Source organism: Nocardia sp. NPDC023852, assembly GCF_040639505.1.
Taxonomy (GTDB): Bacteria; Actinomycetota; Actinomycetes; order Mycobacteriales; family Mycobacteriaceae; genus Nocardia.
The window spans coordinates 80,465-93,407 of the sequence record NZ_JBFAAB010000019.1 but is presented as its reverse complement, the minus strand read 5'-3'; the positions used below and the strand labels follow the sequence as shown (position 1 = coordinate 93,407).

Here is a 12,943-nt window from a genome sequence, read left to right as displayed (position 1 = left end):
GCGTAACCACGGAGGGCCCCGCACGCGCTGGATAGGTACAGCGTGTGCGGTCAGGCCCGGAGGAGGGAGCCTGTGTAACCACGGAGGGCCCCGGACGCGCTGGATAGGCACAGAATACGGGGCGGCCATGATCGAATCGGGACCGGTCCGGCATGATGGGGCAACGGTGCGGTAACGATGACCTCTGTTGTCACGACTACATAGGCCGTATGGTCGGGCGTGGTGTCCAGGGCATCCACTCTCGATGCGTGGGGAATGCAAGAGCGAATTTCGAGACGAAGCGAAGGTGCGAAATTGATACGTCGACAGACCTGGCGCGGCGGACTGCGTGCCGCGGCAGCGATCGCGGCGACTGCTGTGCTCGCGGGCGTCATGACCGGGCTCGGCGCGTCCAGTGCGTCGGCTGACCCGATCATCGATTCCCAGAGTCTGCTGGGAAACCCGACCGCACCGGACGGTTCGCGTATCGCCAAGGCCGTATACAAGAACTCGCGCAATATCCGGCTGTATGTGTACTCGGCGGCGATGGACGAGCAGATCATCATCGACGTCCAGCGCCCGGCTGACGCTTCGGTGCCACGCCCGACTCTGTACCTGCTCAACGGCGCGGGCGGCGGTGAGGACGACGCCTCGTGGCAGGCGAAGACCGATGCGCTGCAGTTCTTGTCGGACAAGAACGTCAACGTGATCCAGCCGATCGGCGGCAAGTGGAGCTACTACACCGACTGGATCAAGGACGACCCGGTACTCGGGCGTAACAAGTGGAAGACGTTCTTCACCGAGGAGCTGCCCCCGCTGGTCGACGGCGCGCTGGGCACAAACGGCGTGAATGCCATCGCGGGACTGTCCACTTCGGGGACCACCGTGCTCGCGCTGCCGATCGCCAAGCAGGGGCTGTACAAGGCCGTCGCGGCCTATAGCGGATGCGCGCAGACCAGTGACCCGGTCGGCGCGGAGTTCGTGAAGCTGACCGTCGAGACCTGGGGCGGCGGCGACACCGAAAACATGTGGGGCCCCCAGGGCGGGCCGGAGTGGGTGGCCAACGACCCGTATGTGAACGCCGAGGGGCTGCGTGGGCTCGATCTCTACATCTCCACCGGCAACGGCCTTCCGGGCCAGCACGACACGCTCAACGGCCAGTACGCCCTGCCCGGCGCCTACGGTCTGGCGAACCAGATCGTCATCGGCGGCGTGATCGAGGCGGGCACCAACTACTGCACGCACAACCTGCAGAACAAACTGGACCAGCTGGGTATCCCAGCAACCTGGAACTTTCGTGAATCGGGCACCCACTCATGGGGTTACTGGCGCGACGAGTTCCTGCGTTCGTGGCCGGTGCTGGCGAAGGGCCTCGGCATCTGACCCGCTGAGCTGAGCCGGGGTCGCCCGGCTGAATCTCGACCGACCGCCTGGTTGCCTGTGATGTGCAACTCAGGCGGTCGGTTTCTATTGGTGCTGCTAACGATAAAGTTCGGGTACCCGTAAAGTATTGTTCCATGAGTACCGTCGTGGCTGATTCCGCGAGAGTCGCCGGACAGCGCGCGCGCGCGGCGACCAGTCTGCTCGGCCCCGCGTTCGTCGCGGCCATCGCCTACGTCGACCCCGGCAATGTCGCGTCGAACCTCAGCGCGGGCGCGCAATTCGGTTACCTCCTCGTCTGGGTCATCGTCATGGCCAACGTGATGGCGGGGCTGGTCCAATTCCTTTCCGCCAAACTGGGCTTGGTGACCGGCCTGTCGCTGCCGGAGGCGGTGCGGGAGAAGTCGAGCCGCCGGATTCGGCTGGCCTACTGGGGTCAGGCCGAGACGGTCGCGATGGCTACCGACCTGGCCGAGGTGGTCGGCGGCGCGATCGCGCTGCACCTGCTGTTCGGACTGCCGCTGCTGGTCGGCGGCCTGATCACCGGCGTGGTATCGATGGCCCTGCTGCTGGTCCAGGACCGTCGCGGGCAGCGCCCGTTCGAGCGGGTGATCACCGGGCTGCTCGCGATCATCGCGATCGGCTTCCTGGCCGGCGTGGTGATCTCGCCACCGTCGTTCGGCGGCACGGTCGGCGGCCTGTTGCCGCGCTTCCAGGGCACCGAGAGTGTGGTGCTCGCCGCGGCCATGATCGGCGCGACGGTCATGCCGCACGCGGTGTACCTGCACTCCGCTCTGGCCCGCGACCGACACGGGCACCCGGAGGCCGGTCCCCTGCGCAGCAGGCTGCTGCGGGTTACCAAGGTCGACGTCGGGCTCGCCATGATCCTGGCAGGCGCGGTGAACCTGGCCATGCTTCTGATGGCGGCGAATACCCTGCGCGGCCGCGAGGTCGAGACCATCGAGGACGCCCACGCCGCCGTCGGCGACGCGCTGGGTCCGGTCGCCGCGCTGCTGCTCGCGATCGGCCTGCTCGCCTCCGGTCTGGCCTCCACCTCGGTCGGTGCCTATGCCGGTGCGATGATCATGCAGGGGCTGCTGCGCAAGCGCATTCCGCTGCTGATGCGGCGCCTGATCACGTTGATCCCGGCCATGGCGATCCTGGCGGCAGGCATCGATCCCACTCGCGCGCTGATCGTTTCGCAGGTTGTGCTCTCGTTCGGTATCCCGTTCGCGTTGATTCCCCTGGTGTGTTTCACGAGTGACCGATCACTGATGGGTGCCGACACCAACCACCGCGTGACCACCACGTTGGCCTGGCTGGTCGCCGCCATCATCACGATGCTCAATGTCGCGCTCATCTATCTCACCATCACGGGTAGCTAAGCGGCTGCCTCGCGTTCGCTCGGCCCGGCGCATCAGCGGCTGCCTCGAGCGTTCGCTCGGCCCGGCGCATCAGCGGCTGCCTCGAGCGTTCGCTCGGTTCGGCGCATCAGCGGCTGTCTCGAGCGTTCGCTCGGCCCGGCGGGGTGCGGGTGGACTTGGTCGGGCTGCGTCGGTCGAAGTGGCCGGTTCAGACCCAGTTCTCGATCCAGTATTTCCAGATCAGTGGGGCGTAGCCGGCCAGCGGTGGAACCTTGATGTCGGTGCCTGCGAGCGCGGCTGTGGTGTGGCGGCAGTCGAACCAGCAGCTGAATTCGCTGTGTTCCAAAACATTCAGCGGAACGCCGACACGGGGAAGTAGCCAGTTCACGCCCGGGATGCGCAGCATCATGTCGAGGGTGCGCTTGGGCATCACCTCGATCAGATGCGGCGCGCCCGCCTCGTCGGCGAACAGGTTCAGCGCCTCGACGGCGCTCTGCCTGCGTGGGTCGACCAGATGGTAGGTGGTTTTGTCCGAGCACGGCCGGTGGGCGATGTGGTCCAGGGCGCGGGCGACGAAATCGACCGGAACCATATTGGTTTCACCCAGTTTCGGCACCAGCACCGGCAACAGCCTCGGTAGTTGCGCGCCCATGCGCAGCAGCCGGAAGAAGTAGTACGGTCCGTCGATCCGATCGATCTCGCCGGTCTTGGAATGGCCGATCACGATCGACGGACGGTAGATTCGCCAGCGCACGGAGGATCCCCGCACAATCCGCTCGGCCTCGAACTTTGCCCGCTGCATCGGCGTGGCCAGCGCCTGACCGTAGTCGAACATGTCCTCGGTGAACTGGCCCTCGCAGGACCCGGCGACCTCCACTGTCGAGGCATGATGCAGCAGACCGGCGTCGAGATCCTCGGCGACGTCGACCACGTGCCTGGTGCCGCCGCCGCGTTCGGTCAGGTCGTAGCTGGCGGCTAGATGGAAGACGTGCTCGATTCTGCCGCGGTGCTCGGCCAACCAGGCCGGGTCGATGCCCAGCCCTGGCGCGCCGAGGTCGCCGCGCACCGGCCGTACTCGGTCGCCGCCCGCCCACTCCCGCGCACAGCACGCGAACCGGTCGGCCGACGCGTCGCCCGGCCGTACCAGCACATGGATGTCACCCTCGCGTTTCAGCAGCTGGGGGATGAAGAACCTACCGATGAACCCAGTTGCCCCGGTAACCAGGTAAGTCATAGCCGATGAACATAGTCGCTCGCCAGCTGGCTTGTTGCGGCGGGCCGATCAGTCGGCGAAGACAGGCTCGCGCTTGATGAGCATCGTGGTGGTCTTCGCGGCCGCGGCCTGCACGATCGCGTCGACGTCGTCGGGCACGACCGCCGTTTACAGATCAGCCGCTTTGGCGGCGGGCGCGGGCGTTCGCTCGCCGAGTAGCGAGATCTCGGCGACCGGCAGCCGTGGTGACCAGCGCGGCCGCGCGCCGTCGGGCATCAGGCCGATGTTGATGAAGGCGAGCAGCGGGGTGGGAATCCTCGCTCGTGTAGACCGGGTCGCCGGCCAACGCGATGCCGACGCCCGGCGATGACAATGTTCCCTTTGCGAATTGTGGTTAACTTAGATTCCATCGTCGGGCGCTGTCAACCAGCGCCGCCGGAGAACGGAGAGGTGCATGGTCGCGGATCGCAGCGAGGTCGACCTCGCTCCCGCGCGGCCCGACTCGGGGAGTAGGACGGGCGCGGACGACGGTCCGTCGGTGCGTCGCCGTCCGAAGGATCGCAAGGTTCGAATCATCCGGGCAGCCGCGCGAGCGTTCAGCGAACGCGGATACTACCCGGTCGGCGTGGACGAAATCGCCGCCGAAGTCGGAATCTCCGGCCCCGCGCTGTATCGCCATTTCACGAACAAATACGCGCTGTTGGTAGCGGCTGCCGAGGAAGGCGCGCGTCATCTGCTGAGCGTCGCCGCCGCCGCCGACGACCCTGGTCTGGATCCGCCGCGGCGCTTGGACGCACTGATCCGTGCGATCAGCGAGCACACCATCGAGATCCGCCGCGAGGCCGGGCTCTACCGCTGGGAAAGGCGCTACCTCGAGGGTCCCGACCGGGTTCGGATCAAGAAGGTCTACGACGATCTGAACAACACTCTCGCGGTACCGATCGCGCGGCTGCGGCCCGCCGCGCCACAGGCTGATGTGGCGATGTTGGCCGCGGGCGTGCTCAGCACGATCGCCAGCATCTCGGCGCACCGCACCACGCTATCCAGTGCACGGCTGCTTCCGCTGCAGCGCGAGATGGCCTGGGCCATCCTGCGCACCGAACTGCCCGCCGCCCCCGCGGAGCCGGACCCGGTCCCGCCGGTGCGCGGTATCCCGCTGACCTCGAAACGCGAACAGTTGCTCACCGAGGCGATCCGGATCTTCGGTAGGCAGGGCTACCACGAGGCGAGCATCGAGGAGATCGGCTCGGCAGTCGGCATCAACGCCTCCAGCGTGTATCGGTATTTCGCGAGCAAGGCCGACCTGCTCGCCGCGGCCTTCTACCGCACGGGTGACCGGCTGGCCATTGCGATCACCGAGGCGCTGGCCGAGGCGACCAGCAAGGAGGACGCGGCACGGCGCCTGGCGGACCGCTACGCCAAGCTCAGCTTCGCGATGCCGGAGATCATGCCGGTCTACTACGCGGAATTCAGCAATCTGCCGCAGACCGAGCAGCACAAACTGCGCGCCATCCAACGGCAGAATGTGCTGGAGTGGGCCAATCTGCTCGACGGCGATCCGGTGGAGGCGCGCTTCCGCGTGCACGCCGCCATCGGTCAGGTGATCGACGTCGGTAGGCTGATCCGATTCGATTCCCGCCCAGCGCAAGTGGCGCGGGTCACGGCGCTGATGGACGCGGTTCTGCTCGGCTGATCACCGTGGACTTACGAAGGGCGTCCGTGCCGGACCCGGAAGATCATCTTGGCCAGGCGTAGATGCCGCGGGCGCCGATCGAATGTGGACAGGTTGACCGGCGCCCGGTACTGCTTGCGCGCGATGGCGAGGGTCCTGCTGAATTCGCGCAGTCCCTGGTCACCGTGGCTGTGGCCCTGCCCGTACTCGCCGACGCCACCGAAGGGCAGCGCGGGAATGCCCGCGTAGGCGGTAGAGGAGTTGATGGTCACCACCCCGACCCGCAGCTGCTCGGCGAACGCCTCGATTTCGTGCACATCCCTGGTGAACACCGACACCGCGACATCGGTGCCGACCGCGTTGATCCGCGCGGCGGCGTCGTCCATGCTCGCTACCTTGTTCACGATGAGCACTGGGCCGATGCCCTCGCCGGTGATCGCGATGCTCTCCTCGGGCACCTCGGCCAGCACGATCGGCTCGATGTAGGGCTCGCGGATCGACTCCAGCCCACCGACCACCGTGCGTCCGCCGCGGGCCACCGCATCGCGGACCTGTCTGCGCACCACGTCGACCTGTGACTCCATGATCATCGGACCGTAGGAGGCCCTCCGATCCGCGCCCGGCCGCAGCTTGCGGGCTTGTTCCACGACCAGCTCGAGAAATCGGTCGTAGACCGACTGGGCGACGTAGGCGCGCTGGATCCCGGTGACGTTCTGCCCGGCGTTGGCCATCGCGCCGAATACCGCGGCCTCGGCGGCGTCGTCGAGCTTCGCGTCCACATGCACGACCATGCTGCCCTTGCCGTTGCGCTCCACGACGACCGGCGTCGTGGTCTGTGCGCACAACCCGATCACTTCGCGTGCGCCCGCTTCCGAGCCCGCATAGGCGATCTTGTCGACGTTGGCGCGACAGAGCGCGACACCGGTCGCGGTGTCACCGGTAACCGCTTGCAGCACCGGCTGATTCGGCGCCAGCCTGGCCCAGCTGTCGGCCAGCCACACCCCGACGCCGGTGGTCAGCTCATGCGGCTTGAACACCACCGCATTGCCCGCTGCCATCGCGTAGGCAATCGAGCCCATGGGCGTGAACACCGGGTTGTTCCACGGTCCGAGTACCCCGACCACGCCGAGCGGCAGATAGCCGACCGAAGCTCGCTGGTTTCGGGTGAGCCAAGTGGAGCCGAGCCGTCGCCGGTCCAAGGTGCGGCCCGCGTTGCGCGCGGCCCAGTCCAGGTTCTCCACCGCGAGCATCACCTCGATCGCGGCGTCCGCCTCCGGTTTTCCGGTCTCCTCGCACAGGGTTGCCACCAACTCGCCTGAGCGCCGGACGATATCGCGCTTCCAGTCCAGGAGCCAGCGTTTGCGCGTGCTGAATCCCAGTTCGCCCCACCACTTTTCGGCGGCGCGCGCGGCGTGCACGGCGCGAGTGAGCTCGCCGGAATGCATCACGGCGTAGCTGCCCACCACCTCGCCGGTGCGCGGATCGTAGGACGTCAGCACATTCGATCGGCCCGTTCCTCCCGGATGCGCCGCCAGTCGTGGCTGCGCGGACTCGGCCATGATCACCTCTCACAGTGTCGAAAACAGCGTGCGAACCGCTGAGCGGGGCACAGCCGCAGACGAGTGATTGTGGTTCCCCGTCAAGCAGACTATGGTCTGCCGCCGCGGGCCGACAAGGCTTCGGCCGCCAGCCCCTGGCCGCCCCGGATCGCCCTCACCAGCGGCGACCCCACGCGAGGGGGTCAGGGAGCAGGAAATGTGAGTAAGGACACTGTTGATGACCCCAGGGGCGGGTGGCACGCGCGACGCGATAGCGAGGCGGCCGGGCCGGTAACATCACGCCGAGCGCGACGGATCACCAATCAGAGCGCAAGCATGCGCTCAGGCGACCTCGTCGCCGCACCGGCCGATAGTGGAGAGTTGATGCCGAATTCCAACCAAGCAGATTCGCATGCGAGTGAGCCAGCGGTCCAAGTGGTGGACATCCGCAAGTCATTCGGCGACGTGCATGCACTGCAGGGCGTCAGCTTCGTCGCCGAACGCGGCTCCGTTCTCGGCATTCTCGGCCCCAATGGCGCGGGCAAGACGACTATGGTGAAGGTCCTCTCCACCTTGCTGCGCCCCGACTCCGGCACCGCCGTCGTCGCCGGGCACGACGTGCTGAAGGACCCGGCGGGCGTGCGCCGCTCGATCATGATGACGGGGCAGTACGCGGCGCTCGACGAGAACCTCTCCGGCCGGGAGAACCTGGAGCTGTTCGGCAGGCTGATGGGCCTGGCCAAGTCCGCGGCCGGCAAGCGCGCCGACACTTTGCTCGAGGAGTTCGACCTGGTGGACGCAGGCCGCCGTGCGGTGCGGCACTACTCGGGCGGCATGCGTCGCCGCGTCGACATCGCCTGCGGCCTTGTGGTGCGTCCGAAGGTCGTGTTCCTGGACGAGCCGACCACCGGCCTCGACCCACGCAGCCGGCAGGGCGTGTGGGATCTGGTGACCGCACTCAAGACCCAGGACATCACGGTGCTGCTGACCACGCAGTACCTCGAGGAAGCGGACGTGCTCAGTGACAACATCATCGTGATAGACAAGGGCACCGTGATCGCCGAGGGCACCGCCGACGAACTCAAGGAGAAGACCGGCGGCAGCTATTGCGAGGTGGTCCCACTGGATCCGACCAAGCTGCGAACCGCCGCGTACGCGCTCGGCGACCTGATGCCGCCCGCGGTGCTCGCAGATCTCGACGGCGGCGACCGGCTCTCCATTCCGGCGCCCGAGGGCGCGATCACGCTGACCGAAGCGCTGCGCAGGCTCGACAGCGCGGGCATCGACTTGGCCGACATCGCGCTACGCCGCCCCTCGCTGGACGACGTGTTCCTGTCCATCACCGGCCACACGGGCGGTCACGCGTGACCGCTGTGACCGCCCCGGAGAGCACACCCGCCGCCGCGGCACTGTTCGCCGAGCTGCCCGAGCCGCGGCTCTCGTCGTTCGCACAATGGCGCGCGCTGACCGGCCGGATCGTCTACACCATGGTGACCAAGGGCGAGATGATCGTCGCGGTGGTCACGCCGCTGATGTTCACGCTCGGCTTCTACCTGCCGCTGCGCTACGTGATGAAGTTCCAGGGGATCGACTACGCCCAGTACGTCATGCCGATCATCGTGCTGCAGACCATGGCTTTCACGATGATGTCGAACGCGCAGATTGCCGCGTTCGAGGCGAGGACCGGATTGAGCACCCGCCTGCAGACGATGCCGATCGGCATGGTCGTCCCGCTCACGGCGCGTATCGCGGCCGGGCTGGTCCGGTCGATCACCTCGCTCACCGCCGCGGTGGTCTTCGGATACGTCATCGGATTCCGCTTCGTCGCGGGCTTCGGGCAGGCAGTGCTGTTCTGTGTTTTCTCGCTCGCCGTCGGCACGGTGCTCGCGATCGGCGCCGATGCACTCGGCAGCCTGACCAAGAGCCCCGAGTCGCTCAGTCAGGCGCTGACCCTGCCGACGCTGATCTTCGGCATGCTCTCCTGCGGGTTCGTGCCCGAACGCAGCTTCCCGATGTGGATTCGGCCGTTGGTGCGCAACCAGCCGATCTCCCAGTTCTCCTTCGCCCTGCGCGATATGGCGGCCGATGGAGTGACCTGGCAAGTGTTGTGGGTGCCGCTGGTGTGGGTGGCCGGGCTTGCGGTGGTGTTCATCCCGTTGGCGATCTGGGCGAGTGTGAGGCGGTCATGAGTTCTGTGGAGGCGACCGTGGCACCCGCCGACGACGCGGCCGAGCGCATCGGCTCGTCGTTGCTGCCCGAAGTGGCCGTGCGCTCGGAAAGTTCCCCGCGTACCTGGTTCGCGCACAGTCTGATCCAGTGCAAGCGACTGCTGATGGTGTGGGTACGCGACCCCGCGACGACGATCCAGGCGCTGATCTATCCGGCCGTTACCCTGCTGATGTTCCGCATCGTGCTCGGCGACTCGATCACGCTGGCTACCGGCCAGCCGAGCGTCTACGGAACCGTTCCGATGATCACGCTGGTCGCGGCGATGTCGGGTGCGGTGGTGAGCGCGCTCGGATTCAAAGCGGAGAAGATGACCGGGCTGCTCGGCCGGTTCTGGACCATGCCGATCCATCGCGCGGCTGGGTTGACCGGGCGACTGGTCGCCGAGTCGATCCGGGTGCTGATCACCACACTATTCGTGCTTGCGGTCGGGTTGACCATCGGCTTCCGCTTCGACCAGGGGCTTGTGGCGGCGCTGGCGCTGATCGGCATTCCGGTCCTGTTCGGTGTGGCTTTCGCAGTGCTGGTCACCGCGCTGGCGACGGTTTCCGAAGGCGTGATGCTGGTGAACGTCATCGGGATCATCAGTACGTTGCTGATGTTCTTCAACTCCGGGTTCGTCCCGACTTTCGTCTACCCGAGCTGGCTGCAAGGTGCGGTCGGGAACCAGCCGATGAGCTGTGCCATCGACGCCATGCGCGGACTGTCCTACGGCGGCCCGGTGGCGGAGCCGCTGCTGAAGACTGTCGCCTGGGTGATCGGGATGATCGTGGTCTTCGCCTACCCCGCGGTCCGCGGCTACCGCCGCGCCGCCGAGACCGGAGCCTGATCGAAGTCGTAGTCCAGCCAGCGGTTCCGGTTGGTCCAGCCGACCAGGTCGTAGCGCCAGTGGAACGGCCAGGTGTGCGCGACGGTGTTGAACAGCACCGCGCCGAGAGCGGTGTAGTCGTCGTGGGCGGACAGCAGGGCGCGCCGGCCGCGAGGGGAGGCGCTGAAGAACGCGTCGAACATGGCGATGGATTGTTCGGTGGTGAGCCTGCCCAGGCCGTAGAGGCCGCGCGTCCGCATCCAGTACACCAGTCGCGCGCGCCGTGGCCACAGCGCGGCGATCGGGTCGCGACCCCGCTGTAGCGCGGTGACCGCGGTGTCGACCAGTGCGAGGGAGCCGGCGACGCTGTAGCCGGTGCACGGATGCATCATGCCGCCGCGCGACCCGAACGGAAGCGCCCTCGCCTCGCCTTTGCGCGGCGGCGGCTGGTCGAGCGGGTAATGCGCCGCCTCGCTCGGTTCGGCGCCGGTGAGCCGGATACCGTGCGCGGCGAGTCGGTTGAGCGTGCGTCTGCGCAGTTCGCGTTGCGGCATGCCGCCGCGCAGGCCGAGGCTGGTCTCCTCGAAGATCACCGTGCCGTCGCCGAGCGGCACCGCGTAGAGGAACGACGGCGGTTCGTCCGGGCCCGCGCCGTTTTCCGGTCGCCAGTCCAGCAACAAGCCCTCGCCCGAACGGACCATCGGCGCGGCCGTCTCGGCGTCGACGAAGACACCATGCGCGCTCGCCGCCCTGCGGCGTCCGAGGGCGGGCAGTCCGCGGGTGTCGAACACTGTCGCCGCGGTGTGCACCGTGCCGTCGGCGAGCTCGACCTCGTGCGCGTCCACCCGGCTGGCGCGGCCTGCCACGACGGCGGCGTCGTCGAGCGGGAGCGCTTCGCGCAGACCGGGCTTGGACAGCACACAGTAGGGCCGGTCGATGCGGTGTTCGGTCGTCGTCCACACGGTGGGCGCCGGGATCGTGGTCGCGATGGCGCCGGGCGGCAGCCAGTCCGGCAGCTCGTCGACCCAGCAGGAGAAGGTGGGCGGCCACAGCCGGTCGGGACGCGGATCGATCGCCGTCACCGACAGCCCGGCCCGCATCGCGCGATGCGCCAGCGCCCGGCCGGTCGGGCCGAGCCCGACCACGCACACGTCGACTTCCCGGACCGCGCTGCCACCCATGGGGGCATTCAATCCGTCCGGCCGACGCAAGCGCAACTATCGCCGCTGATCGAGCCCTGGAAATGCAGGTCTCGCGGAAATGCGTCCAGCCTGGAACAGATGCGGCGAGCCACAATCGCCTCGGCGGGGAAGAAACGTCAATCGGGCGTCACCCAAGTGGTGATGTCGGCGTGTACGACTTCGAGGCCGTGTTTGTCGTAGATCGACACCGGCACCACCAGGTCGCGGCCTTCGGTGATCGCCGCGAAGTCCGGAATCTCGGGCAGTTTCGCGACGGCGCGCAGTCCGGTCTCGGCCTTGGCCAGGTATTGCACGGTCATCGTCTTCGGAATCCAACGGTGCGTCGCGGGGACGGTCGCCTCGCTGAGCATGCCCATCGCCACCTCCGCCAGGTTGCACGCCGCGATCGCGTGGAAGGTGCCCAGGTGGTTGTGGATACCGAACCACTTCGGCGAGGTCACCTCGCACAGCCCGGGTTCCAGCCGGACCACGCTCGGCAGCACGGTACCGAAGTACGGCACCCGCGCGACCATCCCGAGCGAGAACAAGGCGTGGCCCAGCCGGTTGTCCGGCAGTTTCTTCCAGCCGCGGTAGGTCACGGTCTCTTTCGTCATAATCTGTATCTTACTCAGAAGTAAGTTATGGGTAAGCCCTCTGCTGTGGATACTGTCCGGCACCCTGCCCTGCGTAGGGCGGCCGGCCGACTGAGCGAACGCGCGGGCGCCATGCCCGCGGCGAAGTCGCCAGTGGCGGTTGCTCGGACGCGAGTCATAAGGGATCGCGAGGATGCCGCGCCCGCGCGGCCGAAGACTCAGCGCGACCCCGTCGACGGGTTCGCGGCCGAACAGCGCAACGGCGAAACAAACACCGATTTGGAGTGTGGGAGTGCGTCGGGCATACTGTTCGGGTTGCCTTGCACCGGGCCGTGCCTGTTCCGTGTGGAACGGGTTGTGGTCGGGCGAGGCGAGTAGTACCCAATCTTGTACCTCGCCGGGTTTCCGGCGTGGGTACGTCCGGGACAGTGTTCCAGGTCTGAGATGAAGTAGATCCGAGGCCGAGGAATGAGCGGATGGGCGACACGCCCGACCGCGTGGACCGGAGAACCATGACAGATGAACAGCGGCGAGGACCGGGCATGCCCGGTCAGGTCTCGACTCTGAGGCGTCTTCGTGTGTTCGGGCTGTGCAAATTGAGGGTGGTCCAGAAAGTTGGTGTAGCCAGCTTCCGGGCCACGAAGGAAAGCGGAGAAAAGGACACTTAGCGTGGCGGGACAAAAGATCCGCATCAGGCTCAAGGCCTATGACCACGAGGCGATCGACGCATCTGCGCGCAAGATCGTGGAGACGGTGACCCGCACCGGGGCACGCGTCGTGGGCCCGGTGCCGTTGCCGACCGAGAAGAACGTGTACTGCGTCATCCGTTCGCCGCACAAGTACAAGGACTCGCGCGAGCACTTCGAGATGCGTACGCACAAGCGCCTTATCGACATCCTCGACCCGACGCCGAAGACGGTGGACGCGCTTATGCGCATCGACCTGCCGGCCAGCGTCGACGTCAACATTCAGTGACGGGGACTCGAGAT

The 12,943-nt window shown here is 67.1% G+C and carries 11 protein-coding genes; 7 read left to right on the top strand and 4 right to left on the bottom strand.

The features are described 5' to 3' along the window. Positions 1–372: 372 nt before the first annotated feature. A complete protein-coding gene (locus AB0H00_RS23410; RefSeq protein WP_357269735.1) occupies positions 373–1,362 on the top strand; it encodes an alpha/beta hydrolase family protein in 990 nt (329 codons plus the stop codon). 134 nt (positions 1,363–1,496) lie between these two features. After that, on the top strand, positions 1,497–2,744 hold the full coding sequence (locus AB0H00_RS23405; protein ID WP_357269716.1) for an Nramp family divalent metal transporter: 1,248 nt from the start codon (positions 1,497–1,499) through the stop codon (positions 2,742–2,744). Positions 2,745–2,931: 187 nt separating this feature from the next. Here the strand turns inward: AB0H00_RS23405 and AB0H00_RS23400 are convergent, their stop codons facing one another. Then, positions 2,932–3,957 (bottom strand): SDR family oxidoreductase, encoded by a 1,026-nt coding sequence (locus AB0H00_RS23400; RefSeq protein ID WP_357269713.1) that lies wholly within the window; start codon positions 3,955–3,957, stop codon positions 2,932–2,934. 433 nt (positions 3,958–4,390) lie between these two features. Here AB0H00_RS23400 and AB0H00_RS23395 point away from each other — a divergent pair, with 433 nt between their 5' ends. Then, entirely contained in the window at positions 4,391–5,629 is a 1,239-nt protein-coding gene (locus tag AB0H00_RS23395) for a helix-turn-helix domain-containing protein (RefSeq protein WP_357269710.1), read from the top strand. Positions 5,630–5,640: 11 nt separating this feature from the next. Here the strand turns inward: AB0H00_RS23395 and AB0H00_RS23390 are convergent, their stop codons facing one another. Then, on the bottom strand, positions 5,641–7,167 hold the full coding sequence (locus AB0H00_RS23390) for an aldehyde dehydrogenase family protein (protein WP_357269707.1): 1,527 nt from the start codon (positions 7,165–7,167) through the stop codon (positions 5,641–5,643). A 363-nt stretch (positions 7,168–7,530) separates the two neighbouring features. Between AB0H00_RS23390 and AB0H00_RS23385 the strand changes: the two genes are divergently transcribed. From AB0H00_RS23385 to AB0H00_RS23375, 3 genes are read left to right on the top strand one after another with little or no spacing between them, the layout of a single operon-like run. Further along, a complete protein-coding gene (locus AB0H00_RS23385) occupies positions 7,531–8,514 on the top strand; it encodes an ATP-binding cassette domain-containing protein (RefSeq protein WP_357269704.1) in 984 nt (327 codons plus the stop codon). A 5-nt stretch (positions 8,515–8,519) separates the two neighbouring features. Beyond that, positions 8,520–9,335, top strand: a complete 816-nt coding sequence (locus AB0H00_RS23380; protein WP_357269733.1) for an ABC transporter permease — start codon at positions 8,520–8,522, stop codon at positions 9,333–9,335. Then, complete coding sequence (locus AB0H00_RS23375) at positions 9,332–10,201, top strand: ABC transporter permease (protein ID WP_357269701.1); 870 nt, start codon at positions 9,332–9,334, stop codon at positions 10,199–10,201. The genes AB0H00_RS23380 and AB0H00_RS23375 overlap by 4 nt, the downstream gene beginning before the upstream one ends. On the opposite strand, the gene AB0H00_RS23370 is transcribed toward AB0H00_RS23375, so the two are convergent. Further along, a complete protein-coding gene (locus AB0H00_RS23370; protein WP_357269699.1) occupies positions 10,171–11,361 on the bottom strand; it encodes a lycopene cyclase family protein in 1,191 nt (396 codons plus the stop codon). The two genes, AB0H00_RS23375 and AB0H00_RS23370, sit on opposite strands and share 31 nt — an antisense overlap. A 137-nt stretch (positions 11,362–11,498) precedes the next feature. Continuing rightward, a complete protein-coding gene (locus AB0H00_RS23365) occupies positions 11,499–11,975 on the bottom strand; it encodes a hotdog fold domain-containing protein (RefSeq protein WP_357269696.1) in 477 nt (158 codons plus the stop codon). Between the two features lie 648 nt (positions 11,976–12,623). On the opposite strand from AB0H00_RS23365, the gene rpsJ reads away from it, so the two are divergent. Beyond that, positions 12,624–12,929 carry a 30S ribosomal protein S10 gene (gene rpsJ / locus AB0H00_RS23360; protein WP_003938093.1) on the top strand — a complete coding sequence of 102 codons (306 nt, stop codon included), beginning with the start codon at positions 12,624–12,626 and terminating at the stop codon, positions 12,927–12,929. The last annotated feature ends 14 nt before the right edge of the window (positions 12,930–12,943 follow it).